Source organism: Paraburkholderia caffeinitolerans (assembly GCF_902859945.1).
Classification (GTDB): Bacteria; Pseudomonadota; Gammaproteobacteria; order Burkholderiales; family Burkholderiaceae; genus Paraburkholderia; species Paraburkholderia caffeinitolerans.
In genome coordinates this window covers 1-25,464 of sequence record NZ_CADIKL010000058.1, presented here as the reverse complement: position 1 = coordinate 25,464, position 25,464 = coordinate 1, and the positions used below count along the sequence as shown (strand labels likewise).

The following is a 25,464-nucleotide window of genomic DNA, read 5'->3' as shown; positions in this document are numbered from 1 at the left end:
CGTGAGCACGAACGTTGTTACGCTCCTTTATCTGATCGCCTCCGTCTGCTTCATCCAGGCGTTGAAGGGACTGTCGAATCCGAGGAGCGCGCGGGCCGGTAACGCATTCGGCATGGCCGGCATGGCGATTGCCATTCTGACGACCGTCGCGCTGATTGCGAAGCAGGCTGAGTTGCTTGGCTCGAACCTCCCGCTCGGGTTGGCGCTCGTGTTCGCCGCGCTGATCGTTGGCGGTGCGGTCGGTGCATTCGTCGCGGCGCGCGTCGAAATGACGAAGATGCCGGAACTGGTCGCGGCGATGCACTCGCTGATCGGTATGGCCGCCGTGTGTATCGCGTATGCGGTGGTGTCGGAACCGGCTGCGTTTGGCCTGGGGCTCGAAGAGGGTGTGCGGGGCTTCATCCCCTATGGCAACCGGATCGAACTGTTCATCGGCACGTTCGTTGGTGCGATCACGTTCAGCGGTTCGGTGATCGCCTTCGGCAAGCTCTCGGGCAAGTACAAGTTCCGGCTGTTCCAGGGCGCGCCCGTGGTCTATGCGGGCCAGCATCTGATCAACCTGCTGCTCGCGCTCGCGATGATCGGCTTCGGCGTGGTCTTCTTCGTCACGCAGTCGTGGTTGCCGTTCATCATCATGACGGCGATTGCGTTCACGCTGGGCGTGCTGATCATCATTCCGATCGGCGGCGCGGACATGCCTGTGGTGGTCTCGATGCTGAACTCGTACTCGGGCTGGGCGGCGGCGGGCATCGGCTTCTCGCTGAACAACGCCATGCTGATCATCGCCGGTTCGCTGGTCGGCTCTTCCGGGGCGATCCTCTCGTACATCATGTGCAAGGCGATGAACCGCTCGTTCTTCAACGTGATTCTCGGCGGTTTCGGCTCCGAACCGGGCGCGGCGTCCGCGGGTGGCGCGGCCGAACAGAAGCCGGTGAAATCGGGCTCGGCGGAGGACGCGTCGTTCATGCTCGGCAACGCCGAAACCGTCGTGATCGTGCCGGGCTACGGACTGGCCGTCGCGCGTGCTCAACATGCGTTGAAGGAACTGACCGACAAGCTGGTCGACAAGGGCATCAATGTGAAGTACGCGATTCACCCTGTTGCTGGCCGCATGCCCGGTCACATGAACGTGCTGCTCGCGGAAGCCGAGGTGCCATACGAGATCGTCCATGAAATGGAGGATATCAACGGCGAATTCGGCCAGGTCGATGTGGTGCTGGTGCTCGGCGCGAACGACGTGGTGAACCCGGCTGCGAAGAACGATCCGAAGTCGCCGATCGCGGGCATGCCGATTATCGAGGCGTACAAGGCACGCACGGTGATCGTCAACAAGCGGTCGATGTCGGCGGGCTACGCCGGTCTCGATAACGAGCTCTTCTACATGGACAAGACCATGATGGTGTTCGGCGATGCGAAGAAGGTGATCGAGGAGATGGTGAAGGCGGCCGCGTGAACGTGCCGGCAGCGCCGCGAGTACGAAGCCATGAGGCGACCTTCCAGTGGGGTTTGCCTCTCGCGCCGGTCGCTGGCGCGACCCACCATACACGCAACGACAGGCTCAGGGAGAACTGAATGACGACGACTATGGATGCGACTCGTATGGATATTGGCGCACTCACGCCATATCTCGAACGCTCGATTCGAGGCTTCAACGGGCCTGTGTCGGCGCACAAGTTCGCGGGTGGTCAATCCAACCCAACTTTCCTGCTCAAGGCGGTCAATGGGAACTATGTATTGCGCCGTCAGCCGTCGGGACCGCTGCTGAAATCGGCTCACGCGGTGGACCGTGAGTTCCGGGTACTGGATGAGTTGGCCAGCACCAGTGTGCCCGTAGCCCGCGCCTGGCACCTGTGCGAAGAATGGGCTGTGATCGGCGCGATGTTCTACGTGATGAGCTTCGAGGAGGGGCGCATTTTCTGGAACCCCGCGCTAACGGAAATTGCGCGCGATGAACGCCGTTCGTATTACGACCCTGTCGTGCGCGCGATGGCCACGCTCCACGATGGGGATGTCGAAGCGGCGGGCCTGTCGGACTTTGGTCGCGCAGGCAATTACTTCGAGCGGCAGATTGGTCTCTAGACCCGGCACTATCGGACCGCCGGGACCGAGCGCATCGAAGCGATGGAGATGCTGATCAAATGGCTGCCAGCCCATTGCCCCGCGCAGGAGGTTACCCCATCGCTCGTTCACGGCGATTTTCGTATCGACAATCTCATCTTCGATCCACATGAATGCCGGAGCAAGGCACTACTCGACTGGGAGCTTTCGACGCTGGGTCATCCGCTTGCCGATCTGGCCTACTTCTGCATGTGCCTTCGCTTGCCCGCAAACGGTCCGATCATGGGACTGCAAGGCGCGAACAGGGCTGAGTCAGGGTTGCCCGACGAAAAGGAGATCGTGGCCACGTATTGCGAGTTGCGCGGCATCCCGGCAATTGACGGCTGGTCGTTCTATCTGGCGATGAGTTTCTTCCGCCTGGCCGCGATCGTGCAGGGGGTCAAGAAGCGCGCGATGGACGGCAACGCATCGCATGCGAATGCACACGAGGTTGGGGCCATGGCGGACACACTGGCAAGCATGGCGGTAGAGGTTCTCGAGCAACAAGGATGATCGCGCCGCTTGACGATGCACCGTTCACGCATGGGTGCCGGCGGAAAGAAGTCGATCGGGTCGACGGTTCGTATCGAGCCAGCATACAAAATTCATTTAGGGAGTACGCGTCCAAATGAGCACAAATCTCTTTGATCTGACCGGAAAGGTCGCGCTCGTCACGGGCGCCAGCAGGGGAATCGGTGAAGAAATCGCCCGCCTGCTTGCCCAGCAGGGCGCGCATGTCATTGTCACAAGCCGCAAGCTCGAGGACTGTCAGGCCGTTTGCGCGCGGATTCGCGAGGCGGGCGGAAGTGCAGAGGCGCTGGCGTGCCATATCGGCAGGATGGAGGATATTGCGCATGTCTTCGAACACATTCGCGGCGCTCACAAGCGGCTGGATATTCTGGTCAACAATGCGGCCGCGAACCCGTATTTCGGTCACATTCTGGACACGGATCTCTTGGCATTCGAAAAAACTGTCGAGGTCAATATTCGCGGCTACTTCTTCATGTCGGTGGAGGCAGGGCGGATGATGCGGCAGCAGGGCGGCGGTGCGATTGTCAACACGGCGTCGATCAACGCATTGCAGCCGGGTGACATGCAGGGGATCTATTCGATCAGCAAGGCGGCGGTCGTCAACATGACCAGGGCATTCGCCAAGGAGTGCGGTCCGTTCGGCATACGCGTGAACGCGTTGCTGCCTGGTTTGACCAGAACGAAATTTGCGGGCGCACTATTCGAAACCCAATCGATTTACGACGACTGGATGGGGCGCATTCCTCTGCGTCGGCACGCCGAGCCGGGTGAAATGGCGGGTACCGTGCTTTACCTCGTGTCCGAGGCATCGAGTTATACGAACGGTGAATGCATCGTCGTCGACGGTGGATTGACGATCTAAGGCCGGCAACGACGGAGACATCATGCAATTTGACTGCGCACCGAACGTGAGACAGATGCAGGAGCGACTGCTGGCGTTCTTTGATGAATACATTTACCCGAGCGAATCCCGCTATCTGGAGGAGATCCGGACGAACCGGCAAGCGGGCAACCCCTGGGTGCCGACGCGTGCCATTGAAGAGTCAAAGCCGCTCGCACGGAAAGCGGGTTTGTGGAATCTGTTTCTGCCGCGCTCGCCGCGTGCTGCGGAGAGCCTGTCCAATCTCGAGTATGCGCCGATGTGCGAAATCATGGGGCGCGTGCCATGGTCACCTGAAGTGTTCAACTGTTCCGCGCCCGACACGGGCAATATGGAAACGCTCGAGCGTTATGCAAGCGAGGCGCAGAAGGACAAGTGACTTGAACCGCTCCTGCGTGGCGAGATCCGTTCTGCCTTTCGGATGACGGAGCCAGCCGTCGCTTCGTCAGACGCGACCAATATTGCGTGCAGCATATGGCACTGAAGGTCATCGACTGGGACATTCAGGTGCACGGAGCGTCCGGGGTTTCGGACGATTTCTCGCTTGCCTGCGCGTGGGCAAATCAGCGCACGCTGCGGCTCGCGGACGGGCCCGACGAAGTGCGTCGCAACGCGATCGCCCGAGTGGAACTCGCGCGCTATCGGCAAACAGAGTCCTGATCATGAAAGAAAAGCCGCATCTGATCATCATCACAGGTACATCTCGCGGCATTGGTGCCGCAATGACGCGCGAACTCCTTCAGCCGGGAAACCGACTGGTGTGTGTTTCGCGCAGCCGCAATGCCGATCTGGAGGAGTCGGCGGCGTCCAGCGGCATGACAGTATCCTGGCATCAACAAGATCTCTCGCAAAGCGATGCAGCCGCAGGTTGGTTGCGTGGCGTGCTCGACGACATGGACGCGCCGCTGGCAAGTGCAACCCTGATCCTGAATGCCGGGATCGTTGAACCCATTGGTCCCGTCACCGTGCTGGAGGAATCGACGCTGCTACCCCACCTCCTGACGAACCTCATCACGCCGATGACGATGACTGCGGCCTTCATCGCGGCAACGGAGCGCTTCGCATGCCTACGGAAGGTTCTCGCCATTTCGTCGGGCTCTGGACGTAACCCGTTCCCCAATCTCAGCGCTTATAGCGTTGGCAAGGCAGGATTGGACATGTTCATGCGGTCGGTGAGTTCCGAGTACGCACAGGCTCCCGCCGAGCGGGCCGTGCGCGCCGTGGCACTGGCGCCGGGTGCCGTTGACACGGGCATGCACGCGACTCTGCGCAATGCGAAGTCTCATCATATGCAACGCTTTCGTGACCGCAAGGACAGCGGCATGCTGATTTCCAGTGACAACGTTGCCCGGCAGATCGTCGACTACCTGGCGAGGCCTGATTTTGGTAGCACTGTGGTGGACGATATTCGCAACGTCTGAGATCACGACGTTCTCAACCCAGATCGGTGTCTGCGCATCCAGACGGAAGCGCGGTCGCCAACCTTCATATAGATTTCGTCGACACGCTAGCGCTTGCCCACCGGGCGCTTGCAGCGGCGGAACGCCTCTTGTCTCCAGCAAATAGTGCAACCGCTTTGGCACTTTGGCTAGCGCACGACCCAGCGCTTTCGTTGTCGTTCACATCATTCTGTTCGGTCACCCAGCGTACCAGTCTGCGCTATTGCAACAGAACCCGACAGGGCGTTTTCGCGCGTGTTCTCTTTTTCAGAACACGATTGCGCATCGCGTGTCATTGAACGCGGCTTGCCCTCGAAACATACTGTCCCGGACGAACACAACTGACCGGAGCATTCACGATGGAACAATCGAAAGCAGGATTCCTGGTGGCGGCTTTTGCCGAGTTCTTTCCGGGCGCCACGGAAATCGGCTCGTATGTGGGCGGCACGCTGATTCCGGGCAGCGGCGACGATATCCAGTTGTTCGACCCTGCGACTGGCGAAGAGAGCATCACCTATCGCGACGCCGGAGCCGACGTGGTCGCGCTCGCCTGTGTTGCCGCGCAAGAGGCGCAGAAGATCTGGTGGGGCATGACGCACGCCGCGCGCGGGCGCACCTTGTTCGCGGTGGCGGCGAAGATCCGCGCCAACGGCGAGGCACTCGCCCGCCTCGAATCGATCTCGACCGGCAAGCCGATCCGCGACAGCCGCCGAGAGGCCGAGATGATCGCCGAGATGTTCGAGTTCTACGCCGGCTGGGCGGACAAGTTCTACGGCAACGTCATCCCCGTCCCCACCACGCACCTCAACTACACGCGCCGCGAGCCGTTCGGCACGATCCTCCACGTCACGCCGTGGAATATCCCGATCCTCTCGTTCGGCTGGCAGGTCGCGCCCACCGTCGCGACGGGCAACGCCGCGCTGCTCAAGCCGTCGGAATTGACGCCGTTCACGTCACTCGCGGTCGCCGCGCTCGCGGAGCAGGCCGGCCTGCCGGTCGGCCTCGTCAACGTCTTGGCCGGCTACGGCCACACTACGGCACAGGCCGCCATCGCCGACCCAATCGTCAGGAAAGTGGTGTTCATCGGCTCGCCGGCCACTGGCGCCAGAATTGCGGAAGCCGCCGCGGAGCACCTTATCCCCTGCATTCTCGAACTGGGCGGAAAGTCGGCCAACATCGTCTTTGACGACGCCGGCCTCGACACCGCCGCGCTGGGCGCGCAGGCGGCGGTGTATTCGGGCAGCGGCCAGAGTTGTACGGCAGGCTCGCGCCTGCTGGTGCAGCGCGGCGTGTACGACCAACTGGTCGAGAAGGTGGCCGCGGGTGCACGCGGGCTTCGTGTGGGGCACCCCCTCGAGCCGTCAACCGAGATCGGCCCGATCACCAACCGCAACCAGTACGAGCACATCAAGCGAATGATTGCCATCGGCATCGGGGAGGGCGCGCAGCTCGCCGCCGGTTCGGCCAGCTTCGACGCCGGCGGCTATTTCGTCGCGCCGACGCTGTTCACCGGCGTCTCCAACACCATGCAGGTCGCGCGCACGGAGATCTTCGGACCGGTCATCACCGCCATCCCGTTCGATAGCGAGGAGGAAGCCATCACCATCGCCAACGACAGCGAATTCGGCCTCGCCGGCGCGGTGTGGACGACCGATGTGGCCCGCGCCCACCGCGTGGCGAGTCAGGTCGATGCCGGCACCTTCTGGATCAACGGCTACCGCTCGGTCCACGTCAGCTCGCCGTTCGGCGGCTACAAGAACAGCGGCTACGGCCGCACCAGCGGCATCGAGGCGCTCTACGAGTACACGCAGACCAAGAGCATCTGGGTTCAGACCCACGGTCGGACGTGCCTGACGCGCAGCGAGGCGATAGCGAAGATGGAACACGCTGAAACTTTCGACTACGTGGTGATTGGCGCCGGCTCGTCGGGCGCCACGCTCGCCACAAGGCTCGCCGAGCGCAACGCGGGCTCCGTGCTGCTGCTCGAGGCGGGCGCCCCGCGCGACCGCGACTTCTGGGTGCAGGTGCCCATCGGTGTGGCCAAGCTGTTGCAGGATGACCGGTATGTGTGGAAGTTCAACACCGAGCCGCAGCGCGGGCTCGCCGACCAGACGGTCTACTGGCCGCGCGGCCGCATGCCCGGCGGATCGAGTTCGGTCAACGGCATGATCTACGTGCGCGGCGAGCCGGCCGAGTTCGACCACTGGGCCGAACTCGGCAACCGCGGTTGGGACTACGGGTCGCTGCTGCCATACTTCCGTCGCCTGGAAACGGCCGCCATCGGCGACGGCGCCTACCGCGGCCGCAGCGGCCCCATTCACGTCTCATCGCTGGCCGACCAGTATCCGAACCCGCTCAGCAACGCCTTCATCGCAGCGTGCGAGAGCGCCGGCATTCCGACCACCGCCGACTACAACGGCGCGGCCTACGAAGGCGTGAGCTACCTGCAGCTTTCGACCGGCGGCGGCCGCCGTTGCAGCACGGCGGTGGGCTACCTGCGCGGGCGGCGCCAGCCCAACCTGCACCTCGTCACGGAAGCCCTCGCCACGCGACTGCTGTTCGACGGCGACCGCGTGACCGGCGTGGACTATCTGCAAGGCGGACAGACGCGCCGGGCGATGGCGGCGCGGGAAGTGATCGTCAGCGCGGGGCCGATCAAGTCGCCGCAGTTGCTGGAGCTGTCGGGCATCGGCGACACCGGCCGCCTGCAGGCCCTCGGCATCCCGGTGCGGCAGCATCTGCCCGGCGTCGGCGAGAACCTGATCGATCACGTCCAGTCGCGCCTCACGTTCGAGTGCACACGCGAAATCACGCTCAACGAGGTCATGTACAGCCCGCTGCGCCAGGCGTTGATGGGCGCCCGCTACCTGGTCACGCGGCGCGGCATCATGGCCACGCCCGCCGTCACCGCACATGCACTCGCGCGCTCGGGACCACAGCATGCCCGGCCGAACGTCAAAATCCAGATTGGCCATATCAGCGGCTCTGACCGATACGCCGGCAAAGGCTTCGGGCTCGATGCGTTCCCCGGGTTCAACGTCGGCTTCTTCCAGCTCCGCCCCGAATCGCGCGGCCACCTCCATGTGCGCAGTACGGACCCGCTCGACGACCCTGTCATCGAGCCGCGCTACCTGAGCTGCGAGATGGACCGGCAGGCCATGCTCGACGCCCTCCGCATGTCGCGCACGATCGTGCGGCAGCCGGGCATGGCGGCGTTCGTCGAGCGCGAGACACGGCCAGGCATCGACGTGCGGGATGACGAAGGATTGCTGCAGTACATCCGGAAATCGGGGCAAACGAGCTGGCATCCGATCGGCACCTGCAAGATGGGCGTCGACGCGATGGCGGTCGTCGACCCGGAACTGAACGTGAGGGGAGTGCGCGGCCTGCGCGTGGCAGATTCTTCAGTTATGCCGACGATGTGCTCCCCGAATACCAATGCCGCGTCGATCATGATTGGCGAGAAGGCTGCCGACCTGGTCTTGTCCGCGCATCCGCCAGGGAGGCCGTGAACCGAAAATCCGCATCCCGGTTCGGACGTGGCGGCTGCCGCCGCGCTCCTGCCGGCCTGTCTGCACCTACGAACAAGTGCACAGGACAGCCACCATGATAGGTGGCGGCCTGCGCGGCGAGGAGACAACATGAATCTGCAGAACAGCCGGCCAGTGGGCCGGTGGACGTACATCGCGCTCGTCTTTGGCGCGGCGCTGGGCATGTTTGCCGGACTGACTTCCTACCACGCGGCGGCCGGCCTGTTCATCCGCGAGGTGGCCACGGAGTTCGGATGGGGGCGTTCGGTCGCGTCGATGTCTTATTCCGCCTCGATACTCGGCCTGACAGTGGGTGGCCCGCTCGTCGGCATCCTGATGGACCGCTTCGGCATCCGGCGCGTGCTTACCGTGCTCGGCGTCGGCTATGGCGTGGCTCTCGCCTGCATGTCACAGCAGAATGGCAGCACCGTGATGTGGGTGGGACTATCCGCGCTGGTTGGGATTTTCGGCGCCTCGGTCTCGGTCGTCGGCTACCTCGTCGTGCTGCCCCAGTGGTTCGACCGGAGGCTCGGGACGGCGCTCGCACTCGCCATGTGTGGTCTCGGGCTCGGCACGATGGTCGTGCCTCAGTTTGTCCAATATCTCATTAGCACGTCGGGCTGGCGTACTGCATATGTCGTCCTCGGGGGCGCTTCGATTCCGCTGACGCTGGTCGCCTGCGCGATGATCCGGGAGCGCGGCAATGCACCGGCCCGCGGCAACGCGACTTCGCGACCAGCCATCGATGGCGTTCCGCTGGCAGAAGCCCTGCGCAGCTACCGTTTCTGGGCAATCTGGTTTGTCTTCCTGATCGGCTCGTCATGCACGCTCGCGTTGGTCCCACAATTGCCGGCCATGTTCGCCGATCGCGGGTTCGATGCCATCGACGCGGCGCGCGGCGCCTCGATGCTTGGCGTCGGCCTGCTGGCCGGGCGTCTCCTGACCGGCGTGCTGCTCGATCGTGTCCATGCCTCCGTGGTAACCATCGTCTTCTTTGTCGCGGGCGCGGCCGGCCTCTGGCTGCTGCGTTTCGCGCACGACCTCGAGGGACTGCTGCTGGCCGCCGCGCTGGTGGGCGTCACGATCGGTGCGGAAGGCGACCTGATCTCCTACCTCGTGCGCTCGTATTTCGGCTTGCGCTCCTTCGGCACGCTTTACGGGCTTGCCTACTCCGGCTACGGGCTCGGCGCAGTCATCGGCCCGCTGACGACTGGCACCTGGTTCGATCACTTCGTCAGCTATGACGGGCCGCTCAGGCTGATGCCGGTCCTGCTGCTGGCGGCCTGTGGACTGACGCTGACGTTCGGGCGCTACCGCTGCGCCGATCAGATGGCCGGGCCGGTCGCGTCGTCCCTCAACCGCGCCTGACGAGGCAAACACAGGCGGCCCGATCGGAGGGCCGCTCGCCCTCGACATGGCGTGCCGTTAATCATGCGCCGCACGCGGCGGGTCGTGGAGACAGGCAGGCCAGCGAGCATGCCAAAATAGGCGGCCACGCGTCACGTCCGGGAAGACCGCATGCCACCCCCCTACAACGAGAGCCGTATCACCTATCTGCACGAAGCGGTGCGCTGCGGTACGGTGCGCGCGGCGGCCGACTTCCTGAACATCGCGCCCTCGGCCGTGAGCCGGCAGATCGCGCTGCTCGAGGAGGAACTCGCCACGTCACTGATCGAGCGCAACAAGCGCGGCGTCAAACCGACGGAGGCGGGCACGCTGCTGCTCGAGTATTTCTCCCAGCAGCGCGCCCACCAGGCCGATCTCGTCTCCAAGATCCAGGAATTGCGCGGACTGCGCCGCGGCAAGGTCACTGTCGTCATGGGCGAGGGCTTCGCGTCGACCATGGTCGGGGGTCCGATTCGGCAGTTCTGCGAAAACTACCCGGAAATATCGCTCACGGTAGACCTGTGCAGCACCAACGAAGTGGTACGCCGCGTGGCCGAGGACGAGGCCGACATTGGGCTCGCCTTCAACCCATCGTCCGACCCGAAGGTCGTCAGTCGCGCGGAATCGCGTCAACCGATGCACGCGATCGTTTCGACGGATTTCCCGCTCGTCGGCAAGTTACGGTCGGTCACGCTGCGCGACTTGCTTCCCTATTCGCTGGCACTGATGCATCCGGAGCATGGCACGCGGCGGCTGATCGAAGCCGCTATGCTGCTCGACCGCGTCAAGCTGACGCCCGCGCTGACGACAAACTCAGCCGCAATGCTCAAGCTGTTCATCGTCAACAATCTCGGCTTCACGTTCCTCACTCGGATCGCGGTCGCTCCCGAACTGGATGCCGGACATTTGACGGCAATCCCGGTCGAGAACCGGATGCTGCAAAGTCCCGAGGCTCACCTGATTACGCGCGTCGGCCGCCAGCTTTCGCCGGCGGCGAACCGGCTGCTGCAACGACTCGTGGCGCAGATCCACCAGTACGACGCGATGCTCTGATCTGTGTCCACCGCTTCTGGCTCGCATACGCATACGCATACGGGCACGCGGCACCGTGCTGATCGACGGCGCGCCACAACAGGTAAGGTTCGCCGCGCAACGTCACAAATACGGCTCCGATGCAAATCGGAGCCGCTGGTAGGTTAAGCTCGGGTTTTGACGAGCGCGAGCAGGCTATGAGTACGCTGGTAGACATCGACAGGCTATTCAACGGCCGCCACTTTGACCGCGAAGTCATCGTCCTGTGTGTACGTTGGTATCTGCGTTACAAGCTCAGCCTTCGAGACCTCGTTGAAATAATGGCCGAGCGCGGGCTGTCGTTGGCGCACACTACGATCATGCGCTGGGTCAAACGCTTCACGCCCGAGTTCGTCAAGCGCTGGGACCGGTTTGCGAGATCCGCTGGTCGTTCATGGAGAGTTGACGAGACGTATGTGAAGGTCCGAGGCAAATGGGTCTATCTTTACCGTGCAGTTGATCGCGCGGGAAAAACAGTCGACTTCCGGCTCAGCGCCAGGCGCGATGTCGCTGCGGCCAAGGCTTTCCTGGCGAAAGCGATCAGGAGTCAAGGGCTCGCTCCGAAGACCACCACGCTGGACGGCTACGCTGCGTCTCACCGCGCGGTGCGCGAAATGAAGGCGCAGCAGTTTCTGCCCGCGGACGCGACGTTGCGATCGTCGAAGTATTTGAACAATTTGATCGAGCAGGATCATCGCAACATCAAGTCCAGGATCAATCCAATGCTCGGCTTCAAACGCTTCAGGAATGCGGCCATTACGATATCGGGCGTCGAGCTGATGCATCGCATTCGCAAAGGTCAGTTCAACCTCGCACAATTGCGCCTCAAAGATACCACTGCGCCCGCTGTTTGGAAGGTCGTTCTTTCAGCAAGATGATGCAATGGTGAGCACGCCGTTTTTCGCTCGCGTTCGTAATTTGCACCACAGCCCTTGTGGCTGCCCGGCTACCTGAACCGCTTCCGAGGCATGAGTCCGGAGGCTGCGGCCAAGGCGGCGGTAGTGGTATTGGTCGGCGCCTTTAGCTTCACGTTCTGGGGCATTGTGGTGGGACGCCTGGCCCGTCGCCAACCGCGCAACAAGCTGCCCGCGCTGCCCGCGCTGTGCCTGGTCACAGCGGTGATCTTCGTGGTGGCGTTTGGCGGCACTTACACGGCGGATAGACAGTTCAAGCTGATCGTTCTTGGGGGCTTTTTCACTAACTGCACCGTCGGTGTGGTTGCCGGCGTTGCCGTGGACGTCGTTCACCCGGGTGTGCGGTCTACCGGCGCGGCCGTCCTTTCACTGTTTCAAAACGTCCGATGTGCAACTGGAAGTTGCGCCGGCCCTCGCCGGCACCCTGAGCACTGGTACTGCGGTCTGAGTTGGGGGTATTGGGTCAAGGAGACCCTTCGAACAAACGTCTGATCAGCTCGTCGAAAGATTCAGCCCGTCAACGGCGCGACGAAATCAGCATGGCCATGGTCCCATGTATCCCATGCCTTTGGCCGCGGCCACTCCTTTTTCATGGTCAGCTGGCACAGTGCCAGCACTGCCCAAAACGACCCGGGAAACGAGCTTGAATCGGTCCACGGGTCAGCTTTTTCCATTCAACCGTAAGGAGAGTAATCGTGAGTAAGCGCGATGTCGTGGTACTCGGTGCGGCCCGGTCGGCGATCGGAACTTTCGGCGGATCTCTCGCCGACATTGAACCGGTGGAACTGGCGGGCACCGTCATGAAGGAGGCGGTCACACGCTCGGGCGTCGACCCGGCGACGATCAATTACGTGACCGTTGGCAACACGATTCCGACCGAGACCCGCTTCGCTTACATGGCACGGGTGGCCGCCATCCAGGCCGGGCTTCCTATGGATTCGGTGGCGATGGCGGTGAATCGTCTTTGTTCGTCAGGTCTGCAGGCCATCGTGACGACAGCGCAGAACATCTTGCTCGGCGATTGCGACTATGGCATCGGCGGAGGGGTCGAGGTGATGAGCCGCGGTGGCTATCTATCCACAGCAATGCGTCGCGGCGCACGCATGGGCGACACCAGAATGATCGACACCGTGGTCGCCACGTTGACCGACCCGTTCGGTGTGGGCCACATGGGTATCACGGCTGAGAACCTGGCGACCAAATGGGATATTACGCGCGAGCAACAGGATGCGCTGGCGGTGGAGTCGCACCGCCGGGCGGCGCAGGCGATTGCCGAAGGGCGCTTCAAATCGCAGATCGTCCCCATCGTCAAACAGTCGAAGAAGGGTGAAGTGATATTCGACACCGACGAGCACGTGAAGCCGGGTACGACGATGGAGACGCTGGCCAGGATGAAGCCCGCGTTCACGAAGGACGGCTCCGTCACTGCGGGCAACGCATCTGGTATCAATGATGGCGCAGCCTTTTTCGTGCTGGCCGACGCGTCCGTTGCGGCCGCCGCCAGCCACAAGCCGATCGCGCGACTGGTGTCCTACGCGGTGGCCGGGGTGCCCAACGAAATCATGGGCGAAGGCCCGATCCCTGCCACGAAGTTGGCACTCAGAAAAGGTGGCGTTAGTCTCGATCAAATCGACGTGATCGAGAGTAACGAAGCGTTCGCCGCGCAGGCCATCGCGGTGGCGCGTGCACTTGAATTCGACATGGATAAGACCAATCCGAACGGCGGTGCGATCGCACTGGGTCATCCGATCGGCTGCTCAGGCGCTTTTCTCGCCGTCAAAGCGATCTACGAACTGCAACGCATCAGCGGCCGCTACGCGCTCGTGACGATGTGCGTTGGCGGTGGCCAGGGTATCGCCGCGGTGTTCGAGCGACTGTGAGGCTCGAGACCTGATGAAGGTCAGTCCGCCCAGCGCGCCTGCCGCCATTTACAGTAATGTCGCAAATCGGCGGGGATCCGTTGCGTAGCGGGGTTAGCGGGTTACTCGGGTGCGGGGCCGTGGGGAGCCGCTCATCCCGCAGGGGCGGCCCCCGCTTTGGCATGCGTCGTTTTTGAAGCACGCGCGCGTCGACTGTCAGCGGACTCTACGGCGATCGCACGAATGGCCGCATCCCTCGCCTCGTCCAGGCGCGAGGTCTGCAAGACCAAGCAGTAGGTCATCGTCCCGCTTGATCGCGGCCTTCTGCAGTGCGCGCCAGACTTTCAAGGATGCGCGAATCGATTGAGGCGCCGCCACCAGTCCCAGCAGGCCATAACGGAGCGTCCGCAACGAGATGGAGTGCAGGATATCGACCAGCGCCGGTTGACAGACTGATGGTGGCGAAATTCAGCAGGAAGCTTTCCACGGCATAGGCGTCTACCGATTCGTCGGCCGCCTTGGTGAGCTTCGGTACATACTCGGTCAATAACGCCTCGAGCTCCGCTGGTTCGCGGGAGGCTGCCGTGAAAGCCCCCAACCTGGTAAAATTTTGTGACTCGCTGGCCGAAAAGAGGAACGATGAGTACGGCATGTATAACGCAAGCGGCGCCGGCAGTTATAGACGGTGGCTGAGGGAGACATCAAAGTGATGCCCATCATTTCCGATCTGATGGGCACCACTTTGACACGGTCTGCATAGAAGAAGCCGGGTTCCAGAACGGGGCGCCCGAACTACCCGACAGAACCCGCCCCGTCGCTACGGAAGCCGACGCGCTGATGGGTGGATATAGCGCTGCGCGGAAGATCGTCGATGATCTGGTTTGCCACCACGGGCATTGAACTACCCCGGTTGACACCGGGCCCTCACTGGACCCAGTGCGTTGCTCACCCGCGGCTCTCCCAATGTCAGGTCCTGTCCGGAAGCAACGACATATCTTCGACTGCGCGTCGCCTGGGTGCCGTGGCCACGCCGGAGCGCAGAAGGGTCGGGGGAGAATTCCGTCATCGCAGACGCGGGATCGCCCGCACCGCGGGCGATCTGATGCCTTCGCTTGCCGGGCAGTTCAACGGGCTGAGGGTGTTCTGACAAGCCCGTTAAACATCGATGCGGAGATAACGATCCGCATGGACCGTCCCGACAAGAGGGGGTCAGCCCGGCGAGATAGTGCCCGGACGGGTTTCAAGGCTTCACGATATGCCATATACCCTTGAATCCGTCACCGTTCATTTGGCCGGGTTGTTTATCATTTGCGAACCGATACAGGGGGCGTCCCTTGTACGTCCACTGATGCTTGCCCTCACCGGCAGCGATGAACCCCCAGTCGCCGCTCGTCTTGTCGTATGAATCTGCGACGGCAGCAGGCCACAGCGCGGCGCAGGCGCCAACGCAGGCGCTTTTGCCTGGCACAGTATCCTTGTCGAACGCGTAGAGCGTCATTCCGTCGTCGTCGACCACCATCCCGTTCGAAATCTTTGGCGTCTCGGCGAATGACGACGCGACTGGCAGAGCGCAAGCCATGATGCACAACAGAGTTTTGTTCATGTTTTCAGTCCTTTTATAGGCGCGGCGGCAGTATCACCGCACGACCACGCATTATGAAAGCCGCATGCGGGACGCTGCGTCGTGGCAGAGACGGTTCCTGCGTGACTGCGGCAAGCCGTAAACGATTGGCGGCGCATAGTATTCCATGTCTCGCGCGCACCTCCGTCGTGGCAGCAGCAGCGGTGGCAGGAGCCGGAAATCGACCGCCCCGAGATCCCCATTCGGTGCGCGAGGTGTGCCCGGCATCAGCGCGGCCTACTCGAGTTGGCTCGCGGAATACCATCGCCGCACCTTATGCCCGATGCAGTCCGAACACCTTCGTCGGGCGGGCGTTGTCACGTTGAGTTATGACCGTCGCGTAAGGGCGTGAGACAAGTCTTCGCTCATGCAGCAGACGGATTGCGGGTGAATTCGACAAATTCACGCCACGTCGCAATCGCGCAGCGAGCTGTTTGCGGTAGAGCGAAGGGTTCTGGTGCAAATAGGTATGCTGGTTGAGAAGTATCCATATAGACAGGATACCTTATCGATTGGATAGGGCAGCATTCCATGCGGAACGCGCAGCGACATCCTTCAGGCCGAGCTTCGCGAGATCGAACTGTCTCTTGCGAATGCGGTGCGCCAACTCGATACCTGAAATCGTCGTCGCGGCGCTCCTGAACCGTTTGAAGCCGAGCATCACGTTTGTTCTGAATTTGATGTGGCGATGGTCCTGTTCGATCACGTTGTTTAAATATTTGACGATCGGACCTTCGAGTCTTCGGGCAGCAGACCATCAGCCTTCATCTCGCGCACCGCGCGGTGCGAGGCAGCATACCCATCGAGCATGATGGTCTCCGGCGACTGGCCTTGATGCCTGATGGCCTTGCCGAAAAAGGCTTTGGCTGCGGCCACATCGTGCCTCGCCCTGAGCATGAAGTCCACCGTTTGGCCAGCCCGATCCACCGTACAGTACAGGTAGGCCCACCTGCCACGAATCTTCAGGTACGTCTCGTCGACACGCCAAGAACGACCCGCAGGTGTAGCAAAGCGGTTCCATCGTTTGACAAACTCGGGTGTATAACGCCTCACCCAGCGCAGGATCGTCGTGTGAGCCAGAGACAAACCCCGTTCGGCGATCATCTCGACCAGATCGCGTAGACTGAGCTTGTACCGCAGGTACCAGCGAACACACAGAATGATGATCTCCCGATCAAAATGGCGTCCGCCGAACAACGCCTCCAGACTCTTCAGCATGCTCATCGTGCAGCATCGGTTCGTTTTGTTCCGACAACTCTAACTGATTCGCCGATCCCATTTGCACCAGATCCGCTCAATACATGTCCCGAATTGTTTCGCTGGTCAGCGACCACTTTGGCGGTCGCTCCTTCGCAAAAAAGGACGAAACGACTGCAAGTTTCACGCGAATAGTCAGGCATGTCTCTCACGCTCAGAAGACCCACGGGTATCAGGTCGAAGATCGGAGTCGATTGATCCGGCCAACTCTGCGAGCCTCGCCAGCGACGACCCGCGCGATCGCTCAAAACTTGTGGCGAATACCTGCGACGACAACAGTCTGTGATGAGCCACTAGCTGCACCGCCGGCGCCGTCGATCGCCGCATGAAGGTTCGACGATGCCTTCTGATAGAACGCGTTCAGATAGAGATCCGTGCTCTTCGACAGGAAGTAGTCAGCACCGGTGCTTGTTTGCAGATAGTGACCCGATACGCCGGATTGATGCACGCTGGTGTATGTCTCACCCAGAACCAGCAACAATTGCGGAGTCACTTGATAGCGAACACTGCCTTCGTAGTTCTGGAAGTGAAGGGTGCCGCTCGCGGCGGCCAAGGGGTAGGACGAATCGGTAAAGAGCGATCCGCTGTAAAGTACGCCCAGGGTCAATGACCCCAGCGCATACGTACCGGTCACGCCCCATTGGTCCACGCGCGATGTATTCAGAAGCGGATTCGACGGCGTGGTTGACGACGGAGTTCCGATAATTGCACCGCCAATCGCACCCGGATTCTGTGACCGCGCGTAACCCGCCCCGAGATTCAGCGAACCGTTACTGTAGCGGGCACCGAAGCTATAGGCGCGGTTGTTCGCGAAGTTTGTCGAGTTCGAAAAACCGTACAGCGCCTCAGCCTGAAAGCCCGCGAGCTTCGGCGTCGCGTATTTCACCGTATTGTCGGTCCGGTAGGTGTTGTTCAGGGCATCATTATCATAGGGATGCGTCGAAAACTGGGTAAGCGGCCCCACCAGCTGGAGAGGCGCGACGTAGTCCTGGAGTGCGTTATATTGACGACCCATGGTCAAGGTGCCATACGCATTGCTGGCAAACCCGGCGTACGCCTGACGGCCAAACAGGCGACCGCCCTGAGCGAGCGTCCCGTTGGTCAAACTGAAGCCATTTTCAAGCCGAAAGATGGCGCTCACCCCCCCTCCCAGATCTTCCGAGCCCTGCAAGCCCCAGCGTGACCCGCTCAAATTGCTATTTGCGAGTTGTACGAGAGGCTTCCCACCCTCCGCAGTGTTCACATTGCTCGTATAGAGAAGTCCAGCATCAACGATGCCATACAGCGTCACACTGCTCTGAGCGTGGGAAACACTGGAGAGTGTTCCCATGACAGCAAGCGCCACAAAACTTTTCTTTTCCTTCATGTTATTTAGTTATCCAAAATATATGAAATGAATTTAGTAACAACCTTACAAACAATCTATGTGCTGCCATTCACAGCATCTATCGATGAGACAGATGAATACGAACTCTTGTAACTTGGTTTGATTCGAGACGCTCGACGCTCTTCGTTGAGCGGTGGCATCACAAATTCGTCTTGTGCAGCACTCTCAGTGCAGGGGCTTCAGGCCATATTTCGAATGGTCAAACTGGTGAGCGGAGCTCGATGTCAAAGCGGTGATCCATCGGTAGCCACGCGGCTCCGGCTGTCGTGGCCTGCGGCGGCCCCATGTAGGTGGATGTTTTTGCTCATGCCTGCCGATTATATTGAGCTTATCTCAGTCTATGATGAATCTTTTGTGATGTGATCTCATTCGACTCTGGGCCGCGTTTGCCCGTTGGAGGGAAGGCGATAGTCTGCGGCGTCTTCTGGAGGGGTTCGAGCGTGTACTTCGGCTGCGCAAGCCATCTGATTGCGTATTTCGGCAAACGTGATCACGGATTCCGAATGATCGTGATCGCTGATCACGCGTTGCCGGAACGAGCGATCACGGGACCGGAAGGTAAGCCGGGTTTTAACCTGGCGATGGTGTTGCACATCTATTCAACGGCGGCGTTTGCCTGCTCCCTTCTTTGCGGGAGAAGGGCTGATGCCGACACCTCGGATGAGCATGCGCAAATTGAAGGAAGTCCTGCTACTGAAGTGGGCATGTGGCGTGACCCACCGGCAGATCAGCCGGGCCATTGGTATCAGTGTCGGAGCCGTGTCGAAGTTCGCTGTCCAGGCAAGCCTGACAGGACTCGGCTGGGCAGCAGCCGAAGGGTGTCCGATGATGAGTTGAGCGCCAGGTTGAAGTCTGCTACGACCAATACCATGGCAGTGGTATCCCGGCGCAGGCGAGTACGTCTGGGTGCTCGACCCGATCGACGGTACCAACGCCTTCAACACTGGCATTCGCATCTACGGGACGCTGCATTCGCTGGCACGCCGATTGTGAGCGTGATCGAATAGGTAGTGAACTTGTCAGTTCCCTGCGTTACCTATAGTGGTCAGAATCTGCCGAATTTTCTCGTTGCTTCAGAACCCTCAGTACCGCTTGAGCGACAGCACGTCGAAGGTCTGGCGCAACGTGCGCACCGAAGTGTCATAGTCCGACAGCGCGAGGCAGGCAATCAGCACATCGATGATTGCCAGTTGCGCTAGCCGGCTCGTCATCGCCTCGGTGCGAAAATTGGTCTCGCGTGCCATGGTGAACAGCAGCACGTCGGAGTAGGCCTGGATCGGCGACTTGCCAAAGTTGGTGATGCACACCGTGGATGCGCCCGCTTCCTTGGCCAGGCGCGTGGCAGTCACAGTTTCGTGCGAGCTGCCCGAATGCGAGATGGTGAGCACCGCCGTCTTCGCATCGGTGAGTGAGGCGCTAATAGCCTGCACGTGCGAATCGACCGCCAGCTTCACGTTCAAGCCAATGCGCAGCATGCGGTAGTGCGCGTCCTCTGCGATGGTGGCCGAGCTACCGATGCCGTAGATCTCGATGCGCTCGGCCTTGCGGAACAGTTTTACCGCGCGCTCCATCTCCTTCGCGTCGAGCGTGGCTTCGGTGTCGTGCAGCGTCTGGACGTCGCTCTGGAAGATCTTCCGGATCACCTGCGCGGCGTTGTCCTGCGGGTCCAGGTCTTCATGGATGAACTGCACCGGCTGCACCAGCTCCTGCGCCAGTGCGATCTTGATCTGTTGGAATCCGGTGGCGCCCAGGTTCTTGCAGAGGCCGACGATGCTGCCTTCGCTGGAGCCTGTGCGCTCAGCCACTTCGCTGACCGACATGTACACCACCTCATGCGAATTCTTCACGATGAAGTCGGCGATGCGTTGGCCCACTGGGCCCAGCGAAGGCCACAGAGTCTTGATACGGGCCAAAACGGCAGAGACTTGGCCGTCAGGCACTTCGGTACGGGGAAGAACAGGCGCCGTCGAAGTCTTGCCGCCGGCTGTCGAAGCCTTTCCGTCGACAGATCTGGGAGTGGTGTTTCGCTTCATGAGTAGGAGCTTATCTCAATCAGGTTACGAGATGTTGTTCGACACAAGCAACGCTCGTTTGCGGCGCTGGGACGAGCTGGGCGACGCGGCGTCGACGGCTGGCGAGACTACACACGGTGATCGATGCAGGATTCATTGCCCGCGGACCCTGATGAAAGACGCACATGGGGGAACCTTTAAACTTTCAATTGTCGTGGACGTCGTCAAACGCCTCCGCGATGGAAACGGCCACTTCCCCGCGGGTCCAACCTTGCTTGATCAACACAAGCCAGCAATCGGCGGAGGAAATTGATTCGATGCATCTCCTCGGCTGGCGCGTGGTCGACGCAGCCTGTGTCTTCACGTGGGCATGAGAAACGTCTCGCCTTGTTACAACATGGCCCATGCCATGGCGAGCGTTCCTGGTTGCGATAGCAGCGATCGCGCCAATACCTGCGACGCTCTGCCAAAGCGACTGCCCATCGATTCTGTTTGTCGGACTTGCGCCCGGCCGAGGCAAAACCCGCTTGCTATCTGGGAGGCGTCCACATGAGCGGTGCCTGGTTCGTAACGGGAAAGACCTTTTCATTCAACAAGGACATTTGCGGCAGCCGCTCCACCGCCGTTCTGTCCTTGAATGGTCGTACTTAATCGAGGCACTCGTCCTGAATCTCCGCTTCCGAATTCTTGTTTGTATCGGGGCGAAAACTATCTGACGCGTGGGGGAGGTGCAGCGCCATCGCGGGGTCGCTCACGCCGGGCTTACCCGTCTCGAGGCGACCTGCATAGCGAAGCGCGAAGTTCGGGCCGGTCACGGTGAAGTCGTACCAGTGACCGCTGTCTTCCAGGTTCCAGTGCAGCATGCCGGTACCACTCGCGGCCACGTCCAACGACCAGGGACCGTCGAGGCGGTAGGCGTTGGTCTTTACCGTGACTGTGCCCGCCGCCGTGCCGGAGTTGCGCACTTTCAGGCAGACCTGCCCAGTTGACGGCTCGTAGCAGACCTCCGCCTCGGGCCTGAAGGCCGCGGCGTCCGCGGCGAGGGCGTCACCCTTGAAGCTGCGCACGAACCCGTTGCTGCTGTAGACCCACAACTCGTAATTGCCGCTGTCGGTGGCGCCAGCGTCCCAGTCGTCGGAGAGCTGTTTGCCAGCTTCCACGGTGTAGCGGCGTGGAATGCGGTCCAGATGCAGTTTGTCGTAGACGTGGAATACCGCGCCCTGGGCGCCGGTGTTGCTGAAGGTCAGCGATACCAGGCCGCGGGGCTCCACGCGCGCGCTAGTGTGCAGTTCGTAGGGCAGCGCGCGTGAGAGGCGCGTGCCGGTCTCCTGGAACAGCGGCTGTGGCGTGGCGGGCGCGTTAGTGACGGGACCCGTGGGCAGGAGCTTTTGCGCTGCGTTGATCGCGCGATAGTCGCTCATGTCAGGCAGCTTGGGCACGACCGGATCGTTCGGGTTGACGAAGTCGAAGCAGGAGGTGAGGTCGCCGCATACCGCACGATGCCACGGGCTGATGGCATCCACCGTGATGCCAAAACGCTTCTCCAAAAATTGGCCCATCGAGGTGTGGTCGAACACTTGAGAGTTGACCCATCCACCCTTGCTCCACGGCGACACCACGTACATCGGCACTCGGGAGCTCAACCCCCACGGGCGGATCCTGCCGCTGGTGGTATCGGTGGCATTCAGGTAGCTGTCGACGCGGGCCTCGGAAGGCTCCTTGCCGACGGAGGCATCAGCCGGCTTATCGCTGACGGGGACATCGGAAGGCTCGTCACCGATGTTGGGATCGAAATACTCTCTGCCGTCGGCGACATGGAAGTACTCGCCATCCAGCGGCACGGTGGACTTGCCCATCAGGTTACCACTGGCATCGTACGACGGCACGGCTGGCATCGCCATGTGGTCGAAGAAGCCGTCGTTCTCGTCGAACGTCACGAACAGTGCCGTCTTGCTCCAGACCGCGGGGTTGGACGTCAGCGCTCCCAGCACATCCGAAATGAAGTTGGCGGCGCCAGCCACACCTTCGCTGCTGCTGGGATGCTCGGCCAGGGCTTGTGTGGGCAGTATCCACGAGACCTGCGCAAGCGTGCCGTTCATCACGTCCTGCTTGAGCTGGGCGAGGAAGTTGACAGCGCCGTCGGTCATCTCGGGCCCCCCCGTCAGACCGTGCTCATAGATCGGCGAGCCCGGCTGCGCGGTGCGGAAGCTCTCGAAGGCCAGGCAGCCGTTCATGGCACCTGCCCAATTGTTGTTCATGTTCTGGTAGATGTGCCAGCTGATGCCAGCTTTTTGCAGAACGTCGGGCAACGTGTCCCACTTGAAGGGGGTGTCGGCGTACTTGTAGTTGTAGACGCCCGTGCTTGGGTCCTTCTGACCGGAGCCGTCCGCCTCCTGCGCCCTGCCAGCGACCCACTTGTATGGGCTGGGCCAGCAGCGTGAGTTGACTGGTTCGGAGTCGGCGTCCGTGCTGTTGATGCCCTTCTTGCGCAATTCTGGATTGAAGTTCGAACCTGACCAGAAGATGATGCGGTTCGGGTCGGTGCCGGTCAGGATGGAGCAGTGATAGCCGTCGCAGACCGTGAAGGCTTCGGCCAGCGCGAACTGGAACGGAATGTCTTCGCGCGTGAAAAAGCCCATCGTCGCCTGGCTCTTGAACTCTATCCAGCGGTCCATTTTTCCCTGGTTCCACGCCGCTTGCTGGTCAGGGAAAGCGTGCGGCGTGCCCGATCCGATCAGTGCCTGGGCGACTGTCGAATCACGACGGAAGGGCTGGATATCCGGTCCACCGGTGGGACTGGGCTGGTAGTACACCGGCTTGTCGCTGGCCAGCGGTATCGGGAAGCGGTCGCCGAAGCCGCGCACGCCGCGCAAGGTGCCAAAGTAGTGGTCGAAGCTACGGTTCTCCTGCATCAAGATGACGATGTGCTTGACGTCTTCGATGGTGCCGGTATCGACCGCGGCCTCGACGGCAAGCGCCTTTCGAATCGCGGACAACAGGATCGTCGCGGCAGAGGCGGTGTCAACGGTGCTCGCTGATTCACCAGAGGAATCGCGACGGGTTGGGGTGTTCATGGAAGGTCTCTTAAAGCGGGCAAAAGCAAAAAGAGGGGTAAGGATAGAGGAAAACGCGGCCAGGCGAACACCTGAATGAAATCGTTTCATGAAAAATTCATAGTTCACTGAGCGGTGCTCAATATAATCGGCAGCCATGAGCAAAATCATCCACCCACATGGGGCCACCACAGGCCACTACGGCCCGAGTCGCGTGCTTGCCGATGCCCGCTTGGCGCGTACCCGCCACCTGCTGGTTGACCTCGACGGCACGCTGGTGCGCCAGCAAGATCTCATTGCGGGCGCGGTTGAGCTGCTGACGCATTTCGAAGGGCGCTATGCGATCGTCTCGAACAACTCCACGCACACCGCGCCGGGCTTGGCGCAACGCCTGCACCGACTAGGGTTGCGTGTAGCACCCGGGCGCATCGTGTTGGCTGGCGAACTGGCCGTACGGCAGTTGGTGCGCGAGCACCCGGACGCACGCGTGCTGTTGGTCGCGAGCCCGGCTCTGCAACGTTACGCGCGCTCGCTGGGCTGCCGGCAGGTGCAAGCCGGCGCAGACTTTGTATTGCTCGCGCTGGACATGCATTTCAGCTATGCGCGGCTGGCGGTGGTGGTAAACGAGCTGCTGCGCGGTGCGCGCCTGGTCGTGAGCAACGTGGATGCCATCCACCCCGGGCCAGAAGGCCGCGTGGTGCCCGAGACCGGTGCGCTACTCGCCGCCGTGGTCGAGGCCAGCGGTGTGAAGCCTTGGCGCGTGGTCGGTAAGCCCGAGCCGCTGTTGTTCGAAGAAGGCCTGCGCTGCATCGGTGCGCGCGCCGAAGACACCGTGGTGATCGGTGACAACCCGCTGACCGACGCAGCGGGCGCCGCGCGGCTGGGTATGGCGTGCATGCTGGTGGGGCAGGCGAACGGTGCGATTGCACCTTCGGTGGCCGGGCTGTTCGTCGGGCCTGCGCAGACGCAGCAACTGCACTTGCCTCCCGCGATAGGTGGCGACCTCGTCGAGCCCCTCCGCTGCCGGTAGCGATCAGCCTCGGTCACATCGTCTATCGCGACAAAACCTTACATCTTCGGACACTGAGACCCGTACGGATGCAATACACCGTCCCATCCCGCACGCTGCCGACCAGAGCGCGAATGGAAGTCCAGTCACTCCGATCCTCAAAAATCCGCGAGGTCGCCAACGCCGCCATGGATCGTGCGGACGTCTTGCCGCTCTGGTTTGGCGAGCCTGACGTCGAGATGCCGGGCGAGATCTGTAGCGCCGCGATCGATGCGCTCGAACGGAAACGGACCTTTTACGTCCAGCCCCTCTGGCGACTCAGCGCTGCGGCAACAGATTGCGCAGTATCTGACGCGCTCGCACTTTAAAAAAGGAAACGCACTTGAGCAACCCTCAACGACTTCAGGGCAGAGAGATCGTCTCCGCCGTCGGCATCGAGAAGCGCTTCGGCGCACTGGATGTCTTGCGCGGCATCGATTTGTGCGCACACGAGCACGACGTGGTCACTCTCATTGGCGCCAGCGGCTCGGGCAAGAGTACCTTCCTGCGCTGCCTCAACCTGCTGGAAGTTCCCGATGCCGGCACCGTCGCCATCGATGGCGAAGAGATCCGCATGCACCGGTTGTCAGCAGGGCAGGCGAGCCCTGCCAGCAAGCGCCAGGTGAACAGACTGCGCGCGGGCATCGGCATGGTGTTCCAGAACTTCAATCTGTGGAGCCACATGACCGTGCTGGAGAACGTGGTCATGCCGCCCATGAAGGTGCTGGGTCTGTCGCGCCAAGAGGCGACGGAGCGTGCCGGTGCGCTGCTGGCGAAGGTCGGACTGGGTGACCGGCTGCAGCACTATCCGGCCCACATCTCGGGCGGGCAGCAGCAGCGCTGCGCGATTGCCCGCGCCTTGGCCATGGAGCCCAAGCTGCTGCTGTTCGACGAGCCCACTTCCGCGCTCGACCCCGAACTCGTGGGTGAGGTGCTGAGGGTGATTCGCCTGCTGGCCGAGGAGGGCAGGACCATGGTGATGGTCACTCATGAGATGGCATTCGCGCGCGAGGTTTCGTCCGAAATCGCATTCCTGCACAAGGGAAAGATCGAGGAACGAGGGGCACCCGCCGACGTGTTCGGCAACCCACGGAGCGAGCGTTGCCGAAGGTTTTTGGAAAGTGTTTTGTAGCCACGTAGTCACATATCAAGGATTGGAAACGCGATGAAGAAGGCGAAATTGTTGTTTGCAGGACTGCTGGCCCTGTGCTCCATGGCCGCTATGGGGCGCGACTTAAAGGTCGGGACGCAGTGCACCTCTCCCCCTTTTACTGACGTGTGCACCAAATAGTGCGTGGTGCGTTATATGGGCATGAAGACAAAACCTGATGCCCGAAAACTGGATGGAGCCACCCAAGCCCACCTGAGAAAGCTCGTGG

General features: G+C 61.5%; 19 protein-coding genes and 4 pseudogenes. 17 read left to right on the top strand and 6 right to left on the bottom strand.

Translation table 11 applies throughout. The features are described 5' to 3' along the window. Position 1: 1 nt before the first annotated feature. The 13 genes and pseudogenes from HV773_RS33825 (at position 2) to HV773_RS33765 (ending at position 13,728) form a co-directional block, all read left to right on the top strand. Positions 2–1,453, top strand: coding sequence for an NAD(P)(+) transhydrogenase (Re/Si-specific) subunit beta (locus HV773_RS33825; protein ID WP_175198201.1), 1,452 nt, complete (start codon positions 2–4; stop codon positions 1,451–1,453). Between the two features lie 119 nt (positions 1,454–1,572). Then, a pseudogene (locus HV773_RS33820) lies at positions 1,573–2,610 on the top strand (phosphotransferase family protein). A gap of 115 nt (positions 2,611–2,725) precedes the next feature. Beyond that, positions 2,726–3,490, top strand: a complete 765-nt coding sequence (locus HV773_RS33815; protein ID WP_175198185.1) for an SDR family oxidoreductase — start codon at positions 2,726–2,728, stop codon at positions 3,488–3,490. Between the two features lie 22 nt (positions 3,491–3,512). Then, positions 3,513–3,983, top strand: a pseudogene (locus HV773_RS33810) (acyl-CoA dehydrogenase family protein); the annotation flags it as partial. Next, positions 3,983–4,168: an acyl-CoA dehydrogenase family protein gene (locus tag HV773_RS37625; RefSeq protein WP_175198184.1), complete on the top strand. Its 186-nt coding sequence runs from the start codon at positions 3,983–3,985 to the stop codon at positions 4,166–4,168. The pseudogene HV773_RS33810 and the gene HV773_RS37625, both read left to right, overlap by 1 nt. Before the next feature lie 2 nt (positions 4,169–4,170). Then, the gene (locus tag HV773_RS33800; RefSeq protein WP_175198183.1) at positions 4,171–4,929 is read left to right on the top strand and encodes an SDR family NAD(P)-dependent oxidoreductase; all 759 of its coding nucleotides are present in this window, start codon (positions 4,171–4,173) and stop codon (positions 4,927–4,929) included. A gap of 377 nt (positions 4,930–5,306) precedes the next feature. Next, positions 5,307–6,782: pseudogene (locus HV773_RS37620) on the top strand (aldehyde dehydrogenase family protein); the annotation flags it as partial. 42 nt (positions 6,783–6,824) lie between these two features. Continuing rightward, the gene (locus HV773_RS37615) at positions 6,825–8,459 is read left to right on the top strand and encodes a GMC family oxidoreductase (RefSeq protein ID WP_175198200.1); all 1,635 of its coding nucleotides are present in this window, start codon (positions 6,825–6,827) and stop codon (positions 8,457–8,459) included. Between the two features lie 129 nt (positions 8,460–8,588). Further along, entirely contained in the window at positions 8,589–9,845 is a 1,257-nt protein-coding gene (locus tag HV773_RS33785) for an MFS transporter (RefSeq protein WP_175198182.1), read from the top strand. 150 nt (positions 9,846–9,995) lie between these two features. After that, complete coding sequence (locus HV773_RS33780) at positions 9,996–10,916, top strand: LysR family transcriptional regulator (protein WP_175198181.1); 921 nt, start codon at positions 9,996–9,998, stop codon at positions 10,914–10,916. A 176-nt stretch (positions 10,917–11,092) separates the two neighbouring features. Next, positions 11,093–11,812, top strand: coding sequence for an IS6 family transposase (locus HV773_RS33775; RefSeq protein ID WP_175198180.1), 720 nt, complete (start codon positions 11,093–11,095; stop codon positions 11,810–11,812). A 90-nt stretch (positions 11,813–11,902) separates the two neighbouring features. Beyond that, positions 11,903–12,340 (top strand): hypothetical protein, encoded by a 438-nt coding sequence (locus HV773_RS33770; RefSeq protein ID WP_217481970.1) that lies wholly within the window; start codon positions 11,903–11,905, stop codon positions 12,338–12,340. A gap of 203 nt (positions 12,341–12,543) precedes the next feature. Then, positions 12,544–13,728 carry an acetyl-CoA C-acyltransferase family protein gene (locus tag HV773_RS33765; protein ID WP_175198178.1) on the top strand — a complete coding sequence of 395 codons (1,185 nt, stop codon included), beginning with the start codon at positions 12,544–12,546 and terminating at the stop codon, positions 13,726–13,728. A gap of 277 nt (positions 13,729–14,005) precedes the next feature. Here HV773_RS33765 and HV773_RS33760 read toward each other — a convergent pair whose 3' ends face one another. The 4 genes from HV773_RS33760 to HV773_RS33745 form a co-directional block, all read right to left on the bottom strand. Continuing rightward, positions 14,006–14,359: a hypothetical protein gene (locus HV773_RS33760; RefSeq protein ID WP_175198177.1), complete on the bottom strand. Its 354-nt coding sequence runs from the start codon at positions 14,357–14,359 to the stop codon at positions 14,006–14,008. Positions 14,360–14,947: 588 nt separating this feature from the next. Continuing rightward, the gene (locus HV773_RS33755) at positions 14,948–15,310 is read right to left on the bottom strand and encodes a COG4315 family predicted lipoprotein (RefSeq protein ID WP_175198176.1); all 363 of its coding nucleotides are present in this window, start codon (positions 15,308–15,310) and stop codon (positions 14,948–14,950) included. 523 nt (positions 15,311–15,833) lie between these two features. Beyond that, positions 15,834–16,552 (bottom strand): IS6 family transposase gene (locus tag HV773_RS33750; RefSeq protein WP_246282584.1). Its coding sequence is split into 2 segments (ribosomal slippage): positions 15,834–16,051 and positions 16,051–16,552, totalling 720 coding nucleotides; the frame shifts between segments, so codons are not numbered across the junction. Positions 16,553–16,829: 277 nt separating this feature from the next. Beyond that, complete coding sequence (locus HV773_RS33745; protein WP_175198175.1) at positions 16,830–17,951, bottom strand: porin; 1,122 nt, start codon at positions 17,949–17,951, stop codon at positions 16,830–16,832. A gap of 666 nt (positions 17,952–18,617) precedes the next feature. Between HV773_RS33745 and HV773_RS37610 the strand changes: the two are divergent. Continuing rightward, positions 18,618–18,820 (top strand): annotated as a pseudogene (locus HV773_RS37610) (IS21 family transposase); the annotation flags it as partial. A 234-nt stretch (positions 18,821–19,054) separates the two neighbouring features. On the opposite strand, the gene HV773_RS33730 reads toward HV773_RS37610, so the two are convergent. Then, entirely contained in the window at positions 19,055–19,912 is an 858-nt protein-coding gene (locus HV773_RS33730; RefSeq protein WP_281365331.1) for a MurR/RpiR family transcriptional regulator, read from the bottom strand. A 719-nt stretch (positions 19,913–20,631) separates the two neighbouring features. Further along, positions 20,632–23,058, bottom strand: coding sequence for a phosphocholine-specific phospholipase C (locus tag HV773_RS33725; protein WP_175198173.1), 2,427 nt, complete (start codon positions 23,056–23,058; stop codon positions 20,632–20,634). 136 nt (positions 23,059–23,194) lie between these two features. On the opposite strand from HV773_RS33725, the gene HV773_RS33720 reads away from it, so the two are divergent. The 3 genes from HV773_RS33720 to HV773_RS33710 all read left to right on the top strand — a co-directional run bounded on the left by HV773_RS33720 (position 23,195) and on the right by HV773_RS33710 (position 25,217). Beyond that, a complete protein-coding gene (locus HV773_RS33720) occupies positions 23,195–24,067 on the top strand; it encodes an HAD-IIA family hydrolase (RefSeq protein WP_175198172.1) in 873 nt (290 codons plus the stop codon). Between the two features lie 113 nt (positions 24,068–24,180). Continuing rightward, positions 24,181–24,414: a hypothetical protein gene (locus HV773_RS33715; RefSeq protein WP_175198171.1), complete on the top strand. Its 234-nt coding sequence runs from the start codon at positions 24,181–24,183 to the stop codon at positions 24,412–24,414. Between the two features lie 14 nt (positions 24,415–24,428). Continuing rightward, positions 24,429–25,217, top strand: a complete 789-nt coding sequence (locus HV773_RS33710) for an ABC transporter ATP-binding protein (protein ID WP_377730405.1) — start codon at positions 24,429–24,431, stop codon at positions 25,215–25,217. Positions 25,218–25,464 lie beyond the last annotated feature (247 nt).

Excerpts from the sequence above, each read along its gene's own strand:
- HV773_RS33760 (WP_175198177.1), bottom strand. The coding sequence starts at position 14,359 with ATGCCGTACTCATCGTTCCTCTTTTCGGCCAGCGAGTCACAAAATTTT.
- HV773_RS33755 (WP_175198176.1), bottom strand. The coding sequence starts at position 15,310 with ATGAACAAAACTCTGTTGTGCATCATGGCTTGCGCTCTGCCAGTCGCG.
- HV773_RS33745 (WP_175198175.1), bottom strand. The coding sequence starts at position 17,951 with ATGAAGGAAAAGAAAAGTTTTGTGGCGCTTGCTGTCATGGGAACACTC.
- HV773_RS33715 (WP_175198171.1), top strand. The coding sequence starts at position 24,181 with ATGGAAGTCCAGTCACTCCGATCCTCAAAAATCCGCGAGGTCGCCAAC.
- HV773_RS33815 (WP_175198185.1), top strand. The coding sequence starts at position 2,726 with ATGAGCACAAATCTCTTTGATCTGACCGGAAAGGTCGCGCTCGTCACG.
- HV773_RS33770 (WP_217481970.1), top strand. The coding sequence starts at position 11,903 with ATGAGTCCGGAGGCTGCGGCCAAGGCGGCGGTAGTGGTATTGGTCGGC.
- HV773_RS33800 (WP_175198183.1), top strand. The coding sequence starts at position 4,171 with ATGAAAGAAAAGCCGCATCTGATCATCATCACAGGTACATCTCGCGGC.
- HV773_RS33725 (WP_175198173.1), bottom strand. The coding sequence starts at position 23,058 with ATGAACACCCCAACCCGTCGCGATTCCTCTGGTGAATCAGCGAGCACC.
- HV773_RS33720 (WP_175198172.1), top strand. The coding sequence starts at position 23,195 with ATGAGCAAAATCATCCACCCACATGGGGCCACCACAGGCCACTACGGC.
- HV773_RS33780 (WP_175198181.1), top strand. The coding sequence starts at position 9,996 with ATGCCACCCCCCTACAACGAGAGCCGTATCACCTATCTGCACGAAGCG.
- HV773_RS33775 (WP_175198180.1), top strand. The coding sequence starts at position 11,093 with ATGAGTACGCTGGTAGACATCGACAGGCTATTCAACGGCCGCCACTTT.
- HV773_RS37625 (WP_175198184.1), top strand. The coding sequence starts at position 3,983 with ATGGCACTGAAGGTCATCGACTGGGACATTCAGGTGCACGGAGCGTCC.
- HV773_RS33785 (WP_175198182.1), top strand. The coding sequence starts at position 8,589 with ATGAATCTGCAGAACAGCCGGCCAGTGGGCCGGTGGACGTACATCGCG.
- HV773_RS37615 (WP_175198200.1), top strand. The coding sequence starts at position 6,825 with ATGGAACACGCTGAAACTTTCGACTACGTGGTGATTGGCGCCGGCTCG.